This is a genomic window from Xanthomonas euroxanthea, assembly GCF_900476395.1.
GTDB classification, from domain to species: domain Bacteria; phylum Pseudomonadota; class Gammaproteobacteria; order Xanthomonadales; family Xanthomonadaceae; genus Xanthomonas; species Xanthomonas euroxanthea.
Genome location: NZ_UIHB01000001.1, coordinates 1582472 through 1600181, shown reverse-complemented (window position 1 = coordinate 1600181; position 17710 = coordinate 1582472). Strand labels below are relative to the sequence as shown.

At 66.6% G+C, this 17710-nt stretch carries 20 protein-coding genes and 1 other RNA gene; 16 read left to right on the top strand and 5 right to left on the bottom strand.

Translation table 11 applies throughout. The features are described 5' to 3' along the window. Positions 1-81 precede the first annotated feature (81 nt). The 4 genes from CPBF1521_RS07075 (at position 82) to CPBF1521_RS07060 (ending at position 2601) form a co-directional block, all read left to right on the top strand. Positions 82-144: non-coding RNA, sX9 sRNA (locus tag CPBF1521_RS07075), on the top strand. Between the two features lie 382 nt (positions 145-526). Further along, positions 527-1582 carry a L,D-transpeptidase gene (locus CPBF1521_RS07070; protein ID WP_115676565.1) on the top strand — a complete coding sequence of 352 codons (1056 nt, stop codon included), beginning with the start codon at positions 527-529 and terminating at the stop codon, positions 1580-1582. 231 nt (positions 1583-1813) lie between these two features. Then, on the top strand, positions 1814-2368 hold the full coding sequence (locus CPBF1521_RS07065) for a hypothetical protein (RefSeq protein WP_147295422.1): 555 nt from the start codon (positions 1814-1816) through the stop codon (positions 2366-2368). After that, positions 2320-2601 (top strand): hypothetical protein, encoded by a 282-nt coding sequence (locus CPBF1521_RS07060; protein ID WP_235858405.1) that lies wholly within the window; start codon positions 2320-2322, stop codon positions 2599-2601. Before CPBF1521_RS07065 ends, CPBF1521_RS07060 begins: the two co-directional genes overlap by 49 nt. Positions 2602-2713: 112 nt before the next feature. Here the strand turns inward: CPBF1521_RS07060 and CPBF1521_RS07055 are convergent, their stop codons facing one another. Further along, entirely contained in the window at positions 2714-3049 is a 336-nt protein-coding gene (locus CPBF1521_RS07055; RefSeq protein ID WP_047130753.1) for a zinc ribbon domain-containing protein YjdM, read from the bottom strand. Between the two features lie 98 nt (positions 3050-3147). Here CPBF1521_RS07055 and CPBF1521_RS07050 point away from each other — a divergent pair, with 98 nt between their 5' ends. The 5 genes from CPBF1521_RS07050 to CPBF1521_RS07030 all read left to right on the top strand — a co-directional run bounded on the left by CPBF1521_RS07050 (position 3148) and on the right by CPBF1521_RS07030 (position 7741). Continuing rightward, complete coding sequence (locus CPBF1521_RS07050; protein ID WP_181901119.1) at positions 3148-4200, top strand: cation diffusion facilitator family transporter; 1053 nt, start codon at positions 3148-3150, stop codon at positions 4198-4200. A 284-nt stretch (positions 4201-4484) separates the two neighbouring features. Further along, entirely contained in the window at positions 4485-4958 is a 474-nt protein-coding gene (locus tag CPBF1521_RS07045) for an FKBP-type peptidyl-prolyl cis-trans isomerase (RefSeq protein ID WP_047130752.1), read from the top strand. Between the two features lie 124 nt (positions 4959-5082). Next, on the top strand, positions 5083-6459 hold the full coding sequence (locus CPBF1521_RS07040) for an Hsp70 family protein (RefSeq protein WP_115676434.1): 1377 nt from the start codon (positions 5083-5085) through the stop codon (positions 6457-6459). Positions 6460-6648: 189 nt separating this feature from the next. Beyond that, on the top strand, positions 6649-6834 hold the full coding sequence (locus CPBF1521_RS07035) for a hypothetical protein (protein ID WP_010366034.1): 186 nt from the start codon (positions 6649-6651) through the stop codon (positions 6832-6834). Positions 6835-7147: 313 nt separating this feature from the next. Beyond that, positions 7148-7741 (top strand): mechanosensitive ion channel family protein, encoded by a 594-nt coding sequence (locus tag CPBF1521_RS07030; protein WP_164740067.1) that lies wholly within the window; start codon positions 7148-7150, stop codon positions 7739-7741. Between the two features lie 173 nt (positions 7742-7914). Here the strand turns inward: CPBF1521_RS07030 and CPBF1521_RS07025 are convergent, their stop codons facing one another. Further along, positions 7915-8181: a DksA/TraR family C4-type zinc finger protein gene (locus CPBF1521_RS07025; protein ID WP_115676432.1), complete on the bottom strand. Its 267-nt coding sequence runs from the start codon at positions 8179-8181 to the stop codon at positions 7915-7917. Positions 8182-8312: 131 nt separating this feature from the next. Between CPBF1521_RS07025 and CPBF1521_RS07020 the strand changes: the two genes are divergently transcribed. Continuing rightward, positions 8313-8567: a DUF2789 domain-containing protein gene (locus CPBF1521_RS07020; protein ID WP_115676431.1), complete on the top strand. Its 255-nt coding sequence runs from the start codon at positions 8313-8315 to the stop codon at positions 8565-8567. A 174-nt stretch (positions 8568-8741) separates the two neighbouring features. Here CPBF1521_RS07020 and CPBF1521_RS07015 read toward each other — a convergent pair whose 3' ends face one another. After that, entirely contained in the window at positions 8742-8915 is a 174-nt protein-coding gene (locus CPBF1521_RS07015) for a DUF1328 domain-containing protein (RefSeq protein ID WP_003489471.1), read from the bottom strand. A gap of 175 nt (positions 8916-9090) precedes the next feature. On the opposite strand from CPBF1521_RS07015, the gene CPBF1521_RS07010 reads away from it, so the two are divergent. The 3 genes from CPBF1521_RS07010 to CPBF1521_RS07000 all read left to right on the top strand — a co-directional run bounded on the left by CPBF1521_RS07010 (position 9091) and on the right by CPBF1521_RS07000 (position 12312). Then, positions 9091-9618 carry a M48 family metallopeptidase gene (locus CPBF1521_RS07010; protein WP_181901118.1) on the top strand — a complete coding sequence of 176 codons (528 nt, stop codon included), beginning with the start codon at positions 9091-9093 and terminating at the stop codon, positions 9616-9618. 186 nt (positions 9619-9804) lie between these two features. Further along, a complete protein-coding gene (locus tag CPBF1521_RS07005; protein ID WP_115676430.1) occupies positions 9805-11055 on the top strand; it encodes a 2OG-Fe(II) oxygenase in 1251 nt (416 codons plus the stop codon). Between the two features lie 156 nt (positions 11056-11211). Then, on the top strand, positions 11212-12312 hold the full coding sequence (locus CPBF1521_RS07000; RefSeq protein WP_115676429.1) for a Glu/Leu/Phe/Val dehydrogenase dimerization domain-containing protein: 1101 nt from the start codon (positions 11212-11214) through the stop codon (positions 12310-12312). A 79-nt stretch (positions 12313-12391) separates the two neighbouring features. Here the strand turns inward: CPBF1521_RS07000 and CPBF1521_RS06995 are convergent, their stop codons facing one another. Next, the gene (locus CPBF1521_RS06995) at positions 12392-15247 is read right to left on the bottom strand and encodes a S8 family serine peptidase (RefSeq protein ID WP_115676428.1); all 2856 of its coding nucleotides are present in this window, start codon (positions 15245-15247) and stop codon (positions 12392-12394) included. A 184-nt stretch (positions 15248-15431) separates the two neighbouring features. Here CPBF1521_RS06995 and CPBF1521_RS06990 point away from each other — a divergent pair, with 184 nt between their 5' ends. Together CPBF1521_RS06990 and CPBF1521_RS06985 are read left to right on the top strand one after the other, a co-directional pair. Beyond that, entirely contained in the window at positions 15432-16607 is a 1176-nt protein-coding gene (locus CPBF1521_RS06990) for a thiolase family protein (protein ID WP_104650539.1), read from the top strand. 122 nt (positions 16608-16729) lie between these two features. Then, on the top strand, positions 16730-17071 hold the full coding sequence (locus CPBF1521_RS06985; protein ID WP_104585815.1) for a hypothetical protein: 342 nt from the start codon (positions 16730-16732) through the stop codon (positions 17069-17071). Positions 17072-17078: 7 nt separating this feature from the next. Here CPBF1521_RS06985 and CPBF1521_RS06980 read toward each other — a convergent pair whose 3' ends face one another. After that, positions 17079-17345: a hypothetical protein gene (locus tag CPBF1521_RS06980; RefSeq protein ID WP_115676427.1), complete on the bottom strand. Its 267-nt coding sequence runs from the start codon at positions 17343-17345 to the stop codon at positions 17079-17081. Between CPBF1521_RS06980 and CPBF1521_RS06975 the strand changes: the two genes are divergently transcribed. Further along, positions 17311-17637 carry an XAC1346 family secretion chaperone gene (locus CPBF1521_RS06975; protein ID WP_104585817.1) on the top strand — a complete coding sequence of 109 codons (327 nt, stop codon included), beginning with the start codon at positions 17311-17313 and terminating at the stop codon, positions 17635-17637. The genes CPBF1521_RS06980 and CPBF1521_RS06975 overlap by 35 nt on opposite strands. Positions 17638-17710 lie beyond the last annotated feature (73 nt).

The following is a 17710-nucleotide window of genomic DNA, read 5'->3' as shown; positions in this document are numbered from 1 at the left end:
CTACCCCGCCCTGCCGGACTAAGAGCGCTGCAGCACTACCGTGCCGCCGTCAGGCGGGCGCGGCCGGTGCGCGGAACCGGCATCACGTCGGTTCCTCCGCGCCATCCGCACCATCTGACAACGGCTCGCTATGTTTTGTCAGCCGCTGCAAGGCACACCGGCTGCGCTCGGCATCAAGCGAGCGCAGCCGCTGCCGCAGGTCGGTCGGTCCGTCCATGCATGCAGCGCGGCTCCGGGCCTCGGGCAGCCCCGTGCGTCTTGCATGCGCCAAGCGCCCTGCTGCGGATCGCGATGCGGCGGCCATCGGGCACCTGCCCACTCAATCGTTGAACCAGCGCGCAACACCACGCGCTTGTGCGTGTTACGCAACAGGTTGGCGACTTACGCAACAGGTTGGCGACGACGCATACGTATCCATGGCACCGTGCTTGCAACGCCGATGCCTTCGCACCGTCGCACTATCGGCAGCAACCACATGACGCGCGCACCCGGCCCCGCTAGGATCATGCCGACACTGTTTTCTGGACTGTCGATGCGGCCCCTGCTCACTGCTGTTCTCTTCTGCACGCTGCTGATCTGCGGGCAAGCGTCCGCCGTGCCGTTCTGGGGCGCGCGCCAGTCCAGCCCTGCGGAAACGGCGCCGGCCGACCTCAAGCCGGGCGAATGGATCTGGGGCGGCGTCAGCAAGGGCTGGGGGCCGATGGCGGTGATCGTCAGCCTCACCGAGCAACGCGCCTATGCGTATCGCAACGGCATCCTGATCGGCATTTCCACCATCAGCTCCGGCAAGCCCGGGCACGAGACACCGACCGGTGTGTTCACCATCCTGCAGAAGGACAAGGACCACCGCTCCAATCTCTACAACGCCGCGCCGATGCCGTATCAGCAACGCCTGACCTGGGACGGCGTGGCCCTGCACGCAGGCGGCCTGCCCGGGTATCCGGAATCGCATGGCTGCGTGCATCTGCCGTCGGAATTCGCGCGGCTGCTGTTCGACAACTCCAACATGGGCATGGTGGTGGTGGTTGCGCAGGCCGGCGTGGATGCCGACGCGGTGGTGCATCCACGCGCGCTCAGCCCGATCGACCCCACCACCGGCGCGCAGCGTGCGTTGCTGCCGCTGCCCAACGGCCAGACCTTTGCGTGGCAACCGGAACTGGCGCCCACCGGCCCGATCTCGATGCTGGTCAGCAGCAGCGATCAGCAGCTGGTGGTGTATCGCAACGGCGTGGAAATCGGACGCGCGCAGGTGGCATTGCGCGCACAGACCGGTGCCGCGCCGCTGGGCACGCAGGCGTTCATCGTCGGCCAGGGCTTCCTGCCTGGCGAGGTGCCTGGCCTGCCCGGTCAACGCATGCCCAACTGGATGCGCATCGGCATCCCCGGCAGCAATGCCGCGGCAGGACAGCCGCTGGATGCCGACACCATCGCCCGGCTGCAGGTACCGCCGGCATTCCTGGCAGGCCTGCTGCCGCTGTTGACGCCTGGCGTGGTGTTGGTCGCCACCGATCAACGCATCCTTCCCGAAACCACCGGCGGCAAGCTGCAGGTGCTGGATTCGGACCCGCCCGAGGCGCCCTGAGCGCAGGCTCCGCCGCGTTATCGCGCCGGCGAGTTGCAAGCAGCGCGTGAGGTTGCGCGCGCACATGCTTGCAGCCCAGCATCGGCAGGCACTCGTATGCGCTGGCAGTGCCGAGCGCTGGCCGCCCGCCCGGCGCTGTTGAGCGCGCGACCCGACGCGCGTTGCTGCGATTGTCAGCGCGACCTGCCTGGCAGATGATGCGGACATCCCTCATTGCCAAGGATGTGCGTGATGCGTTTACTCACTGCGGTTCTGCTCGGCAGCACGCTATTCGGTTACGCGTCCTCCACGGCAGCGGCCGAGCCGCTGCGCCCTGCCGCACCGAACGCCGAGTGCCTGGATGCGCGCAAGGTGACGGAACTGCATCAAGCCGATCCGCGCACGCTGGCGGTGGCCGAACAAGGCGGACGGCTGTTCCGCATCAGCCTGGCGCAGGACTGCCCGCAGCTGGCCGCACAAGCCGATGCCAGCCTGCTGGCGGCGCACGGCTGGGTCTGCAACGGTGCACCGGCATACGTGAGCTCGGGCCAGCAGCGTTGCGCGGTCAGCCAGATCGCCAGCTTGAGTGCGCGCGAGTACGCCAGCGCGGCGCGGCAACGCGACAGCATTATCCCGACCCTGGACGGGGTCAGCGTGCGCGAAGCGCGCCGGCGCAATTTCGCCGGCTCGTCCAGCTACTGCTTCAACCCCAGCATGCTGCGTTCGTGGTCGGAAGACGGCCAGGGCTGGTGGTGGAAGTGTCGCCTCGTCACCCCGGCACGCATCGCCACTACCGCGTCGAACTGATGGACAGCTGCCGCGAACTCAGCGGCGCGCCGCCGATTCGCTTCGTCTCCGGCATGGGCTTGAACGCGATCTGCGGCAATCCCGGCGACAAGGTCGATGTGCTCGACGAAATGGCACTTGCCGGCGCAGCTGCCGGATCCGGCCAGCAGGGCGACCTGAGCACCACCCGCGGCGGCCTGGCTGCGCGGATGCGCCAGAGTTGCATGGTCGCGGCGGTGTATCCGCGCGACTGAGCGTGCCGCAACGTAGGAGCGCGCTTGCGCGCGAGGGAGCGTTAGCGACGACGCCCCATCGCGCGCTAGCGCGCTCCTAACACACGCTACATGCGGCGCCCCCGCAACAGCCTCAGGCCTTGCGCAGGAAACAGGTCTTCAACACCAGCCCCTTGATCTTTTCCGAATTGCCTTCGATGTGCTCGGCATCGTCTTCGACCAGGCGGATGTTGCGGATCAGCGTGCCCTGCTTGAGCGGAATCGACGAACCCTTGACCTTCAGGTCCTTGATCACGGTCACCGTGTCGCCGGCCTGCAGCAGGTTGCCGTTGCTGTCGCGCACCACCGTCGTGGTCGCGGCGGATTCGCCGGCGCTCCATTCGAAGCCGCAGTCTGCGCAAATCCACAACGCGCCATCGGCATAGGTATTGTCCAGGCCACATTGCGGGCAGGCGGGAACGGGAGACATGCGATTCCTGAGAGTTGAAACGGGTGTGAATTGTAGCCTCCCTGCCGCGCGATCACGTCTCCGGCACGGCACCAGCGCGATAGTGCGGCGCTTGTCGAATGCCCTGCAGGTCGCGCGTGTCCAACCCATCGGTTCCCCAAGCCCCCGGCGCTGCGCCAGGACCCACCGAGCCCGCGGCTGGCGAACCGGGCGCGGAAAAAAAGACCGGCTCGCATCTGGTGGTCTACGTCGCGCTGGCCGGCAATCTTGCCATCGCGGTCGCAAAATTCATTGCCGCAGGGATTTCGGGCAGCTCGGCGATGCTCAGCGAAGGCGTGCACTCGCTGGTGGACACCGTCAACGAAGTCCTGCTGCTGTACGGCCTGCGCCGCGCAGCGCAGGCACCGACGCCGACCCATCCGTTCGGTTACGGGCGCGAGCTGTACTTCTGGAGTTTCATCGTTGCGCTGCTGGTGTTCGCGATGGGCGCAGGCGTGTCGCTGTACGAAGGCATCGTGCATCTGCGCAACCCCGAGCCGGCCAAGAGCCATCTGATCGCCTACATCGTGCTCGGCGTGTCGATCGTGTTCGAAGGCATTTCCTGGGTGGTGGCGCTGCGCGAGTTCCGCGCCAAGAAGGGCCGCATGGGGTATTTCCAGGCATTCCGGCAGAGCAAGGACCCCAGCACGTTCACCGTGCTGCTGGAAGACAGCGCCGCCTTGATCGGCTTGTTCATGGCGGTACTGGGCTTGGCCGGCGCGCAATTGCTGGACATGCCCGAGCTCGATGGCATCGCCTCGATCGGCATCGCCTGCGTGCTGGCCTTCACCGCATTCCTGTTGGCGCGCGAAACCAAGGGCCTGCTGATCGGCGAACCCGCGCACGCGCACGTCACCGAATCGCTGCTGCGCATTGCCGCCAGCGATCCGGACGTGCGTGCCGCCAATGGCGTGTTGACCATGCAGATGGGCCCGAACCAGGTGGTCGCCGCCCTGAGCGCCGAGTTCGAGGACAGCCGCACCACCCCGCAGATCGAGGCCTGCGTCGGGCGCATCGAAGCGGCCGCCAAGCGCCAGCACCCCGAACTCACCGCGCTGTTCATCAAGCCGCAGACACCGGAAACCTGGCACGCGCGGCGTGTCCAGATGGAACAGGGTGCCGAGAAGGAATAGCGCGCTGCAGGCCGTGAATTGCGCGCGATGCGATCCGCTGCGATACGGCCAACCGCTGCGCAGTGTTGCGCACGGCGCTGCTGACATTCGAGCACCGATGCAGCGCCAGGAATGGGCCGCATCGCAGAGCTGACATCGTCACCACCAAGCTGATCCTCGCCATAACCGCCGCCGCGGCTGCAGTTGCATCGCCCGGGGCGATTGCCTACGGTAGGCGGGCACCAACTCCTGGCGTCGTGAGTCAGCCGACGCATCCCACTCGATCATCAGCATGGAGGTTTCCGATGGAAATCAGCCAGGGTCGCGTTGCGACCATTCATTACACCCTTTCCGACGACAGCGGACAGGTCCTGGACCGTTCGACGCCAGACACACCCTTGAGCTATCTGCACGGCGCCGGCAACATCGTGCCCGGCCTGGAACAGGCGCTGGACGGCAAGCGCAGCGGCGAGACGCTCACTGCCGACGTGGTGCCCGAACAAGGCTACGGGCCGCGCCACGCGCAGCTGATCCAGCAGGTGCCGCGCGCGGCATTCCCGACCGATGTCGAGGTCGTGCCGGGCGTGCAGTTCGAGGCGCGCACGCAGCAGGGCCCGGTGCTGGTCACCGTCACCGAGGTCGGCCCGGAACAGGTCACCGTCGACGGCAACCATCCGCTGGCCGGGCAGACCCTGCACTTTGCGGTCGAAGTCGTCGACGTGCGCGAAGCCACCACCGAGGAACTGAACGAAGGCCAGGTCGCCAGCGTCGCTGCCTGACCCTGCGTGCCGCGTGCCGGCGGGCATGCGGCACGTCGCTTGCTGCGACGTCCGAACGCAGGGCGATGGGCGTCGCCGGCGGCAGAAGTAGTAAAGTGCGCGGCCCGCTTACAGGCCCGTCCGCATGAAACTCGGCATCGACTTCGGTACCAGCAACTCCGCCGCTGCGGCGATCGTCGATGGCCAGGTAGTGCCGGTGCGCTTCGGCGAGGCCTTGCAGTTCCGCACCACGGTGTATTTCCCCGACACGATGCGCGACCCGGACGATTTCAGCCTGACCCCGGCGCTGGAATACGAGGTCGAACGGCTGATCGACTCCGGCCGTCGCGACGCGGCCGCGGCCGGCCGCACCTCCAGCACCGAGAGCCTGCGCCGCGACGCGATCCGCATCGTGCGCCGCCAATGGATGGAAGAGCAGGTGCGCGAGCCGCGCAGCTCCGCCGCCCTGCTGCAGAACGCGGTCTACGGCGACGAAGCGCTGGATGCGTACTTCCTGGAAGGCGAAGGCAGCCTGGTGCAGAGCCCCAAATCGATGCTGGGCTACAACCTGCATCCGCGCGCGCGCCAGACCATCACCGGCATCGCCACGCATGTGCTGGAGCACATCCGGCTCACCGCCTCGCGCCAGTTCGACATCAATATCCGCAGCGCCACGCTGGGCCGCCCGGTGCAGTTCCGCAGTTCCATCGGCGAGGCCGGCAACGCGCAGGCGCTGGAAATCCTGCAGACCGCCGCGATCGCCGCCGGCTTCGACCAGGTGGATTTCCTCGAAGAACCCGCAGCGGCCGCGATGCACTACCACGTCAGTCACGACAGCCGCCACGACACCGTGGTGGTGGACATCGGCGGCGGCACCACCGACATCGCCCATGCCAGCGTCGGCGGCAGCACCGCGCCGCAGGTCCACCGTGCCTGGGGCATCGCGCGCGGCGGTACCGACATCGATCTGGCGCTCAGTCTGGCCGCCTACATGCCGCTGTTCGGCCGCGGCATCACCCGCGTGCCCACCCACCACTACGTCGAAGCGGCGATGGTGCAGGACATGACCCGCCAGCGCGAATTCCGCCTGCACAAGTACCAGGACGTCCCCGCCCCGTTCGACAAGCGCCTGCAGGCACTGCAGGACACCGGCAACACCGCGCGCCTGTACCGCGGCGTGGAAGCCTGCAAGATCGCACTCAGCGAGCGCGACCGGCATCAGGCCGCACTGGACTTCATCGAACGCGGGCTGGACGTGGAGGTGCAGGCCAGCGCGCTGGTTGCGTCTGCTTCCAACTATCTGGGCGAACTGGAAGGCTTGCTCGCACAGGTTCGTGCCGACCTGGCTGCGCCGCCCGCGACACTGTTCCTGACCGGCGGCATGTCGCGCGCCGGCTATATCCGCGACACGGTGGCAGCCGTGTTCCCGGAATCGCGCCTGGTGCAGGGCGACCCGTCCTTTGGCGTGGTGCAGGGCCTGGCCTGGGCAGCGGCCGCCGGGGCCCGCCCGTCGGGCGGTTAAGGCAACCTGCGCTCGCATCCCTTATAATGCACGGTTGCTGCATGATGCTTAGCCGTCTTGTCAGCAAGGCACGCTTGCCGTGCCACCGCGATTGCGCACCGAACGCGACCGCACCTCTCGACACCGCTTCCGCGCGCGCCACCCTAGCCGCACGCGGTGTCATTGCACTTCCCCGCTACAGGAGGCCACATGGCACGTCCCGCGACCAAGCAGAAATCCCAGCCCAGCATCGCTCGCAGCGAAGGCAAGTCGCAGCCGCTCAGTCGTGAGCGCATCGCTGCCGACATCGCCGCGTTCCGCAAGACCGGCGGCCGGATCGAAGTGCTCACCACCAACTTCGGCCCTGCGCGTAACGACGGCGACAAGATCGCTTAAGCGTTACCCGCAATCGAAAAGCGTTGAACCGACGTGCCACCGCAAGGTGGCACGTTCGTTTCCGGCCCTGGGCGTTGCGGGCGTCCGGCATCGTCATCGATGCGCCCCCGACCAACATGCGATGCCGGCCCAGTGGCGCCATCGCCGGTCCCCAGCGGCAACGCCGCGGCGACATGCGCGATCCCGCAAGCCATCGCAGCAACCATGAGTGCGTCCTGCCGTCGCCACCGCTGCGCGCACATTCACCCCGCGCACCGGCCGCGCAACGACGGCCCCGTTACAATGAGGGTTCTCCACGAACCTGCACGATGTGATGTCCGCGTCCGACGCTTTGCCCACGATGATCCGTAGCCTGCTGCCGCACTGGAACCCGCAGTGGCTGACCGTCGCCGTAGTGACGGTGCAGATCGTGTTGATCCTCGGCGTTGCCGCATTGGTTCGGCTGCTGCTGCGGCAAGTGCTGCGACGCCTGTGTACGCGCTACAGCCTGCCGGCGGAAATGATGATCGGCATCCGTCGCGTGGGCAGCTTCGTCATTTCCGTCACTGCGGTGCTGACGGTACTGAACGTGCTGGGCGTCTCCAGCGGCACCTTGTGGACGGCGTTCACCGGATTTGCGGCAGTTGGTGCAGTGGCGTTCTTCGCGGCATGGAGCGTGCTGTCCAATATCTTCTGCACCTTCCTGATCATCACCACGCGCCCGTTCCGCCTGCACGACCATATCGAACTGCTGGAAGGCGGCGACAAGCCCGGCCTGAAGGGCCGGGTGATCGACATCAACGTGATTTACACGACCCTGGAAGAAACCGGCGACCACGCCGGTAGCGTGCTGCAGGTGCCCAACAGCCTGTTCTTCCAGCGCACCACGCGGCGCTGGCGCGAGACCAGCCACTTCAACCCCAACTGAGCGTAGGCGCCAGCAGTGCCCGATAACACCTGGCCGGCAGCTCCCAGATGCGCGGTCGGCGCATCAGCTGCCGCGGCGTACCAGCGGCAAGGGCCGTCCGTAGCACCGGCCGCGCCCGCTTTTGCGCCTAGCCCAGTCGTCGGTTGGCCGCGCTGGAACGCCCCCCATGGCAATCAACGCAGCTGGCTGTCCTTGCTGCCACGACGGTTGTAGCCGCCTTGCGCGGCCTGCTCCTGGTCATGCGCCTGCTGACAATTCACGCATAAATGCACCCCCGGCACCGCCTTGCGGCGTGCCTCGGGAATGGGGGCATCGCATTCTTCGCAATGCGTCAGGCTCGGGCCTTGCGGCAGCTGGCTCCGCGCGCGCTTGATCGCATCCTCGACGGTCGCATCGATCTGGTCCTGCACCGCCCCATCACCTGCCCATCCGGTCGCCATGATCGCCTCGGCTTGTCTGCTCAGAACTGGAATATGGGCATGCGCACGGGCAAATCCAAGCCACACGTGCACAGTGCGCTCAAATCAGGTGCTTTAGCATCCGCTCATCCGCACTCTTCGAGGAAGTCGCAATGGAACAACCCGTCCACCCGTTCTCCGAACTATTTTCCCAGTTGGGCCTGCCATCGGACGAAGTCAGCATTCGCGGCTTCATCGATGAACACTCCCCGCTGCCGGGCGACATGCGTCTGGAAGAGGCGCCTTTCTGGACGCCGGCACAGGCACAGTTGTTGCGTGAAGAACGTCTCGACGATGCCGACTGGATCGTGACCATCGACCAACTCAATATTGCGCTGCATACCACTGCCGAGAACACCGGCGTCTGATCTGCGCACGCGGGCAGCGATCGCCCTGCGCTCGACCTCGCTCGCGGCCTCGCTGTCGTTATGTCGGTTCAGCAGATGGCAGGAACAAAAAAGGAGCGGCCAGTGGTCGCTCCTTCTGCTTTCCGGGTGATGCGGCCGGCACGCAAAGCGCACGCCGCAGCCACGCCCTGCGGGTCAGGTCACCTTCTTGGCGATCGTCATGCCGAGCACGAACAGCACGATGGCGATGATGATGCCGGCCCAGAACAGGAACTTGGCAATCCCCATCGCAGCGCCTGCCATGCCGCCAAATCCGAGCGCACCGGCAATCAGTCCGATGATGGCGAAAATAATGGCCCACTTGATCATGTTTGTTGTCTCCTCATCCGGCACGGTGCCGTGTTCAGTCGTGTGCTTGCGCGGTCGTGCCGCAAAACATGCGCTGCACGCTACGCATCCGGATGTGCCGCATTCGTGAATACGCCTGACACACGACGCCACATTCGCGCATGCACAGTCGCCAGCAGCACCCGCATCGGCGATCATGCGCACTTCGCAGCAATCGATTGGCATGGACACTCTTCGCTACCTCGCCGGTTACCCGCCCGCCGTGCTGGATCAGGTACGCGAGCTGATCGCGCAGGACAAACTCGCACTGGTGCTGGCACGCCGCTACCCGGATCGCCACACGATCCGCAGCGACCGGCAGCTGTACGACTACGTCAAGGCCATGAAGGAGCGCTACATGCGCTCCTCGCCCACCGTGCACAAGGCGCTCTACGACAACCATCTGCAGGTGGTGAAGCATGCGCTGGGCACGCACACGGCGATCTCGCGCGTCCACGGCACCCGCCTCAAGGCCAGCCGCGAGATCCGCATCGCCTCGGTCTTCCGCGACGCGCCCGAACCGTTCCTGCAGATGATCGTCGCCCACGAGCTGGCGCACCTGAAAGAAGCCGACCACAACAAGGCCTTCTACCAGCTGTGCAACCACATGCGCCCGGACTACCACCAACTGGAGTTCGACCTGCGCCTGTATCTGACCCAGCTGGCGCTGTCCACGGACGCCTGATCGCGCACCGGCAAGCGAAGGCAGCGCGGCCAGGTCGCCGCCCGTCCGTGGCGGCCGGTTGCCAGGCCGGCAAGCACCATCTGCACCGATCACCGGCACTGCTGCCCTCCACCTGGCCTCGGGCGGCATCCGCGCCCGCCCGAGGCCAGGCACGACAGGGGTGCCGGCCTCTCCTAGAATGCGGCCATGCAGGCACCGTCCCTCCAGCAGCTCACCGATGCCGCGCAGACCGCGCAACCTGCAGCAATGACGGCGTTGGCACATGCGTTGGTGCGCATGGGGCAGGCCGAGCAGGCGCTGGACTGGTACACGCGTAGTGCGGCCGCAGGCGATGCCAGCGCGCAGATCGAAGCCGGCCGCATGCTGGCCTACGGTGTCGGGTGCGAGGTGGACGTGGCCCAGGCGCTGACCCACTGGCAGCAGGCCGAACGCCAGGATGTGGCGGCAGCGCGCTATCTGTTGGCGACCCTGGCCGTCACCGAGAACCCTGTAGCGCTGGACGTGCAGGCGGCCTCTCGCCTACGGGCCGCAGCCGCTGCCGACCATCCGCCTGCGCTGCGCGCGCTGGCCATCCAGCACGGCCGGATCGATCACCCCGCGCAGCAACGCCGCTGCGTTACCTTGCTGGAGCGCGCCGCCGCAGCCGGCGATGCAGTGGCGGCCGCGCTGCTGGCCGAGCGCCTGCTGCGTGGCGAAGGTGTCCCGCCGCAGCCCGACGCCGCGGCCCAGCTGCTGCGGCAATTGCAACCGCTGGGCATTGCCGCGCCGCCTGCCGTGCGGATCACGCCACCGGATCCGGGCGGCGACGATCAGCGCATCGGTTTCGCTGCCCGACACATCGCCACGCGCCGCCATGACGCGCCCATGATCGAAGAAATCTCCGGCGTGCTGTCTGCCGACGAGTGCCGCTTGCTGATGTTGCTGGCGCGGCCGCACCTGCGCGCCTCCGAGGTGGTCGACCCCGACGATGCCAGCACACGCCGCGCGCCGATCCGCACCAGCCGCGGCGCCACGCTGGATCCGATCCTCGAAGACTTTGCCGCGCGTGCGGCGCAGGCGCGCGTGGCGGCCTGCGCGCAGCTGCCGTTGACCCATGCCGAAACGCTATCGGTGCTGTGCTACGCGCCGGGTGAGCAGTATCGTGCGCATCGCGACTACCTGCCGCCCGGCACGATCGCCGCCGACCGCCCCACTGCCGGCAATCGCCTGCGCACCGCCTGCGTCTACCTCAACGACGTCGACGCAGGTGGCGACACCGACTTCCCGGTCGCGGGCGTGCGCGTGCGTCCACGTGCCGGGTCGGTGGTGTGCTTTGACAATCTGCACGCCGATGGCCGCCCCGACCCCGACTCGCTGCACGCCGGCCTGCCGGTCAGCGCAGGGACGAAATGGCTGGGAACCCTGTGGTTTCGGCAGCGGCGCTATCGGCATTGGTGAACAGATTCATACACCAGCCCCCGCCGACGTGGTTTAAAATGTTGCAGCGCGACGTGATCGGACAGGGTCTGCAGACGTCGCGTTTTTGTTTCCCATTGCACGGGTTCCGGCCCGGCCTCAGGGAAGGCACATCACGCAGCCCCCGCGGAGCCTTCGATGCTTTTCGAAACCCTCGACACCACCGGCCACGAGCAGGTGATCTTCTGTCACAACCGCGACGCCGGCCTGAAAGCGATCATCGCCTTGCACAGCACCCGCCTCGGGCCTGCGCTGGGTGGCGTGCGCATGCGCCCCTACCCCAATAGCGAGGCGGCGCTCAACGATGCGCTGCGGCTCAGCCGCACCATGACCTACAAGAACGCGCTGGCCGGATTGAATGTGGGCGGCGGCAAGGCGGTGATCATCGGCGACCCCAGAAGCGACAAGAGCGAAGCGCTGTTTCGCGCGTTTGGCCGCTTTGTCGACACCCTGGGCGGACGCTACATCACCTCCGAGGACGTCGGCACCGACGTCAACGACATGGAACAGATCTATCTGGAGAGCGAGTACGTCACCGGCGTGCACCAGGTGCACCGCGGCTCCGGCGACCCGGCCCCGTTCACCGCCTACGGCGCGTTGCAGGCACTGATGGCCTCGCTCAATCGCAGGCTCGGCCACGAGGAAGTCGGCAAGGCCAGTATCGCGATCCAGGGCCTGGGCCATATCGGCATGGAGCTGGTGAAACTGCTCAAGGAACGCGGCGCCAAACTCTATGTGGCCGACCTGAATCCGGCGCTGGTGGACCGCGCGGTGGCCGAGTACGGCGCCGAAGCGGTGAGCATCGAGGAGATCTACCAGGTGCCGGCCGATGTGTTCGCACCGTGCGCGCTGGAAGGGGCGATCAACGAAGACACACTGCCGCGGCTGAAGGCCAAGATCATCTGTGGCACCGCCAACAACCAGCTTGCCAGTGCCGCCATCGGCGAAGAACTGCACAAGCGCGGCATCCTGTATGCGCCCGATTACGTGGTCAATGCCGGCGGCGTGATGAATGTGTCGCTGGAGATCGACGGCTACAACCGCGAACGCGCGATGCGCCTGATCCGCAGCATCTATCACAACCTGGAAAAGGTGTTCGACCTGTCCACCCGCTTGGGCGTCGCGCCGCAGCAGGCAGCCGACCAGATTGCCGAGGCGCGGATCGAGGCCATCAGCAAGCTCAAACTGCCGCTGGGCCGCACCGCACCGCGCTTTCTGCACAAGCTGCGCGGCGAGTGATCCACCTGCCCAGGCACGTTGCTGCCTGGACAGGTGCACCACCGATCACACACCAACGCTCACCCATGCAACGCGCCGATCAGAAATCGGCGCTGTAGCGCAGGCTCAGCGCGCGATCGTCACCGCGCCCGCCCACCCGCTGGTCATAGCCGAAGCGCAACTGGCTCTGCTGTCCCAACGGCGCGGCAGCGGTGATGCCGAACAGCCCACCCGAGCGCGCCGGCTGCATGCCGCGCAATGGCGCCCATGCATCCACGCCGATGAAGCTGGCATCGAGCATCAGACCTTCGCTGCTCAACGCCTGCTGCCATTCGGCATAACCGCCGAGCTGCACGCCGCGCCAGCGATAGGCCGAACGCACACCGGCCAGCACCTGGGTGCGCGAGGACGTGCTGGCATCGGCACGCAAGCCGAAGCCGTCGCCACCGCTTTCGCGGAATCCTTCGCTGCGCAGGCGCACGTAATCCACGCCCATGTAAGGCGTCAGGCTGGCGCGCGCGCCGCCCAGGCGATACCCGGTTTCCAGGTTGCCGCTGAGGTAATTGCCGCTGTAGTCGCTGAAGGCATTGCTGCGCTCTTCGCCCAGTTGCAGGCTGCGCTCGATCTGCCGGTTGACGTTGCCGAAACCCAGCTGGCCCAGCGTGTACGCCGCCCCCAGCGTGGTGCCCCAGTACAGCTGCCCCTGCACCTGCCGGTCGCGCCCGCGTGCACCGTCCAGATCGCCCAGGCTGCTGGAGCGCGTTTCGCCGAAGGCAAAACCGGTGACTGCGCCGGACGCCAGGCGCAGGTCGTTGCCCATCATCCACCCCGAAGTGGCGAATCCCGCGGTGGTCACCCCACCCTCGCCCGGCCCGCCGAGCGCGCGCTGCCAGACGCCCAGCAGGCGCGGCTGCTGCGATACCCCATCGAAATGCGCGGCCAACGCACGCCTGCCCAGATCGATGGTGTCGAAGGTCATCGCTGCCGACTCGGCATGCGCACGGCCGGACAGACTCCGCAGCGAATCGGCGGCAGCCCTGGCATCCGGTGACTGCTGCAAGGCCGCTGCGGCGCGGATAAAGCCGCTGCTGATGCCGCCAGTGCCCTGCAGCTGTTGCGCATCCACCTGCTGGAATGCCTGCTCGACACGGATTGCCGAATCCATCGCCGCCGTGCCGGTCATGCCCAGCGTGGCGGCAACGGCGGTGGCATTCAAACTGCGCAGGGCAAGGTAGGCCGTATTGCTGTCGTAGGTCAGCGAGGCATCCAGAAAGGTCACGGCCGCGCCGCGGCTGAGCGTATCGAAGGTGCCCTGCAGCCCGCTGCTGGCCTGCAACAGCGTGTAGGTGGTGTTGTCGACCACGTAATCGCGGCGACCGAGCACCTGCAGATCGCCGGCAATCGTCGCGGTCCCGATCACGTTCACCCGGTCGCCCACGTTCAGCGCCAGGCGACCGTCGCTGGCCTGGGTGTAGTTGCCTGCGATCGACAGCGTCGCACTGTTGACCTGCAACGTGCCGGCATTATCGACGCGTCCGCCGATCCTGCCTGCGCCGATCAACGCCGCACCATTGGCAATGCCCACGCGCGCACTCTGCAGGCTGGCCGTCTGCAAGGTGCCCTCCAGCACCTGGGTGTCGCCGTTGAACGTATTGGCGCCACTGCTCAACACCAGCGTGCCGGTGCCGCGTTTGGTCAGGCCACCTGTGCCACTGATGTCGTTGCCCCAGGTGGAACGCAAGGTGTTGACGGTGACATCCACCGTGCCCCAATCGAAGCGCGCCGGCCCCAGCACCGCCTTGCCGACATTGAGCAGGCCGTAGCCGAAGGTCGGGTCGACACCGGCCGCGCCCAGATCGGTCGCCGTTCCCAATAGCGTCTGCCGCACCAGGTCGTTGTTGAAGTACGGAAACGCCTGCCACACCAGCGCAGCCGCACCGGACACCAGCGGTGCGGCAAACGAGGTGCCGCTGCCATAGAAATAACGGAGATTGCTGGCGGTGGCATCGGGGTCGAGGAACATCGAGGTGCCCGGCGCCACCAGGCAATAGCGCATCGCCACGCCGCAGGCATTGGAATACGACGCCAGCTGCGTGGGATTGGCGGTATCCAGTGCGCCGACGACCAACCAGCCACGTTCCAGATCGGCGGCCGGCAGCGTGCCGTTCGGGCCCACCTGGCTGGGCAGCGCGGCGGTATCGGACGGTTGCGATCTGGATTCATTACCCGACGCGAACACCACCAGCCCATCGTTGCCGATGACGAACGGCCGGTATTCCTGCGCGATCTGGTTGGTGACGGCCGGGTCGTTCCAATACAGCCCGCCCCACGAGTTGTTCATGATGCGCACGCCTGCGCTGACCAGATCGGCATGCACCGGCGCCAGGCCAAGCGGACCATCGACCTGGTTGCCTTCGCCGCTGCCATCATCGTCCGGCGCTTCGTCGTTGATGATGCGGGCGGACACCAGGCCCGCGCCGCTGGCGATGCCGCCCGGCCACTGGCCCACTGCGCGCCCGGCTGCCAATTGCGCCACGACGGTGCCGTGGCCCACCACATCGCCTGCGGCGACATTGTTCGTGCGCGGATCCACATAGATGAAGCTGTCGCTGACCCGCCCCTGCAGGGCCGGATGATTGGTATTGATGCCGGTATCGATCACGCCGATGCGATATCCCGCACCTGTGAACCCCAATGCCTGCGCGGCGCGTGCGTTGGTCAGCGTCAAATGCGCATCGATTGCAGGCTCCGGCGTGGTCGGCGGTGCCACCACCGGCGGCGGCGGGGGCGGAGGCGGCGGTGAAGTCGGCGGCGGCGGGGGTGGTGGCGAGGTCGGTGGCGGTGCCGTCGGCGTGCTCGGCCGGATACCACCGCCCCCGCCACCGCCGCCACACGCGGTCAATGCCACGGCCAACGCCGAGGCCAGGACAGTCCTGGCGACGTCTCTCTTCTGCATTTGGATGTTCTCCCCGAACCCATTCCATGGATAGGGCCCAGTCCCGGGCCCGAACGCCGTCTTTATACTGCATCCTCACACCCCTGTCGCAGCTGAGTGCGTAGCGCATGGCGCCGCATCGGCACGTGCTGGCGCGAACCGGGCGTGAGGCAGATAATCGTTTCACTTTCAACGGTATCTCCTCATGTCCGACATCGTCATCGTTGCTGCCAAACGCACTGCCATCGGCTCGTTCCTTGGTCAATTCAACGGTGTGCCGGCGCCGACACTCGCCGCCGCCGCGATCGAAGGTGCGCTGGCGCAGTCCGGCGTCGCGCCGGCCGACATCTCAGAAGTCATCGTCGGCTGCGTCCTGCCGGCCAACCTGGGCCAGGCACCGGCACGGCAGGCGGCGATTGCCGCAGGCATCCCCACCTCGACCGGCGCCACCACCATCAACAAGGTGTGCGGCTCGGGCATGAAGGCGATCATGTTCGGCCACGACCTGATCAAGGCCGGTTCGGCCAGCATCGTGGTCGCCGGCGGCATGGAGTCGATGAGCAACGCGCCGCATCTGCTGCCCAACTCGCGCACCGGCAACCGCTACGGCAACTTCCAGGCGGTCGACCACATGGCCTGGGACGGCCTGACCAATCCCTACGACGGCCAGGCGATGGGCGTGTTCGGCGAGGCCACCGCCGAGAAGTTCGGTTTCAGCCGTGCCGATCAGGATGCGTTTGCGATCGCCTCGGTCGAACGCGCGCAGGCGGCGCAGCGCAGCGGCGCGTTTGCCGATGAAATCGTTCCGGTCACGGTGGCCACGCGCAAGGGCGAGGTGGTCGTCGACAGCGACGAGCAACCCGGCAAATCCGACATCGCCAAGATTCCGACCCTGAAGCCGGCCTTCAAGAAGGACGGCAGCGTCACCGCCGCCAGTTCGTCGAGCATCTCCGATGGCGCGGCGATCACCGTGCTGATGCGCGCAGACGAGGCGCAACGGCGTGGCATCGCGCCATTGGCACGCATCGTGGGGCATGTCACCCACTCACAGGAACCTGAGTGGTTCACCACCGCCCCGGTCGCTGCGATCCAGACCTTGATCGGCAAGATCGGCTGGCAACTGGACGAGGTGGATCTGTTCGAAATCAACGAAGCATTCGCGGTGGTGGCGATGACGCCGATCGCCGAGCTGGGCATTTCGCACGACAAGGTCAACGTCAACGGCGGTGCCTGCGCATTGGGGCATCCGATCGGCGCATCCGGCGCCCGCCTGGTGGTGACATTGGTGAATGCGTTGCGCACGCGCGGTGGCAAGCGCGGAATCGCGACGTTGTGCATCGGCGGCGGCGAGGCGACTGCCATCGCTATCGAATTGATTTAATTGTTTTTAACGGCGATTTTGCAAAACTGAATGCGCGTACGCTTGACACTGGTCTTTGGACCGTCATCATGTCGGGGGCGCGCAATAGCGCGTTGCCTAATCTAACGACGAGGATTGAAACAATGACCATTAACAAGCTGCTGATCGCAATGGCTCTGGGCCTGGCCCTGACCGCTTGCTCGAAGCCGGAACAGGCTCAGGACGCTGCTGCTTCGGCTAACGAAGCCGCTGCCGACGCTCAGACCGCTGCTGACCAGGCTTCTGCCTCGGGCTCGCAGTCGGCTGACGCCGCTCAGGCTGCTGCCAACACCGCCGCTGCTTCGGCTGACACCGCTGCCGACGCTGCTCAGGCTGCTTCCGGCGCCGCCACCGACGCTGCTGCTGACCAGGCTGCCGACGCTGCCAAGACGGCTGAAGACACCGCCGAAGCTGCCAAGGACACCGCCGAAGAAGCCAAGAAGTAATCACTTCTTAGCTCCAAGCGAGTTCGGAGAAAGCCGCTGGTTTCCAGCGGCTTTTTCTTTGCCTGCGATTGGCCGTGAGCGGGTTGCGTCGCTGTCCAAACCGTCGAACGCGCGCCATGTCGCGGCGTGGATGGCGCATGCCGCCTACCGGCTGAATGGCCGGCAGCGCATTGACGCCGGCTGCATCGGTGCGTGCATAAGCTCCGCTTTCCAACACCGGAACAGGAACAGGACCACCCATGAAGACGATCCGCATGCTGTCGTTGAGCGCCATTGCCGCCTTCACTCTCGCCGCTTGCCAGGGCCCTGACGCCGAGCAGGCGCAACGCGATGCCGCCTCCGCTGCCAAGCACGCGGCGGCTGCGACCGAACAGGCTGCCGATCGCGCAGCCGTGCAGGCCAAGGCCGCCACCGCCGATGCACGCGTGGCAGCACGTGAACTGGCCGCCGATGCGAGCCGCGCAACCGCCAACGCCGCAGATGCCACCGCCGATAAGACCCGCGAGATGGCCAACAAGGCCGAGCAGAACGCCGACAAGCACGACGCCGAACATCCGCAGCACTGATCGACCGTGTGACCGTCTCAACAGTTTGCAGATGTGCCGGCCAGATTGCGCCGGCGCATCTGCGTCCTGCCAA

Excerpts from the sequence above, each read along its gene's own strand:
- CPBF1521_RS07065 (WP_147295422.1), top strand. The coding sequence starts at position 1,814 with ATGCGTTTACTCACTGCGGTTCTGCTCGGCAGCACGCTATTCGGTTAC.
- CPBF1521_RS07055 (WP_047130753.1), bottom strand. The coding sequence starts at position 3,049 with ATGTCTCCCGTTCCCGCCTGCCCGCAATGTGGCCTGGACAATACCTAT.
- CPBF1521_RS07050 (WP_181901119.1), top strand. The coding sequence starts at position 3,148 with ATGCCCTGCAGGTCGCGCGTGTCCAACCCATCGGTTCCCCAAGCCCCC.
- CPBF1521_RS07045 (WP_047130752.1), top strand. The coding sequence starts at position 4,485 with ATGGAAATCAGCCAGGGTCGCGTTGCGACCATTCATTACACCCTTTCC.
- CPBF1521_RS07040 (WP_115676434.1), top strand. The coding sequence starts at position 5,083 with ATGAAACTCGGCATCGACTTCGGTACCAGCAACTCCGCCGCTGCGGCG.
- CPBF1521_RS07035 (WP_010366034.1), top strand. The coding sequence starts at position 6,649 with ATGGCACGTCCCGCGACCAAGCAGAAATCCCAGCCCAGCATCGCTCGC.
- CPBF1521_RS07030 (WP_164740067.1), top strand. The coding sequence starts at position 7,148 with ATGTCCGCGTCCGACGCTTTGCCCACGATGATCCGTAGCCTGCTGCCG.
- CPBF1521_RS07025 (WP_115676432.1), bottom strand. The coding sequence starts at position 8,181 with ATGGCGACCGGATGGGCAGGTGATGGGGCGGTGCAGGACCAGATCGAT.
- CPBF1521_RS07020 (WP_115676431.1), top strand. The coding sequence starts at position 8,313 with ATGGAACAACCCGTCCACCCGTTCTCCGAACTATTTTCCCAGTTGGGC.
- CPBF1521_RS07015 (WP_003489471.1), bottom strand. The coding sequence starts at position 8,915 with ATGATCAAGTGGGCCATTATTTTCGCCATCATCGGACTGATTGCCGGT.
- CPBF1521_RS07010 (WP_181901118.1), top strand. The coding sequence starts at position 9,091 with ATGCGCACTTCGCAGCAATCGATTGGCATGGACACTCTTCGCTACCTC.
- CPBF1521_RS07005 (WP_115676430.1), top strand. The coding sequence starts at position 9,805 with ATGCAGGCACCGTCCCTCCAGCAGCTCACCGATGCCGCGCAGACCGCG.
- CPBF1521_RS07000 (WP_115676429.1), top strand. The coding sequence starts at position 11,212 with ATGCTTTTCGAAACCCTCGACACCACCGGCCACGAGCAGGTGATCTTC.
- CPBF1521_RS06995 (WP_115676428.1), bottom strand. The coding sequence starts at position 15,247 with ATGCAGAAGAGAGACGTCGCCAGGACTGTCCTGGCCTCGGCGTTGGCC.
- CPBF1521_RS06990 (WP_104650539.1), top strand. The coding sequence starts at position 15,432 with ATGTCCGACATCGTCATCGTTGCTGCCAAACGCACTGCCATCGGCTCG.
- CPBF1521_RS06985 (WP_104585815.1), top strand. The coding sequence starts at position 16,730 with ATGACCATTAACAAGCTGCTGATCGCAATGGCTCTGGGCCTGGCCCTG.
- CPBF1521_RS06975 (WP_104585817.1), top strand. The coding sequence starts at position 17,311 with ATGAAGACGATCCGCATGCTGTCGTTGAGCGCCATTGCCGCCTTCACT.
- CPBF1521_RS06980 (WP_115676427.1), bottom strand. The coding sequence starts at position 17,345 with ATGGCGCTCAACGACAGCATGCGGATCGTCTTCATGGGTGGTCCTGTT.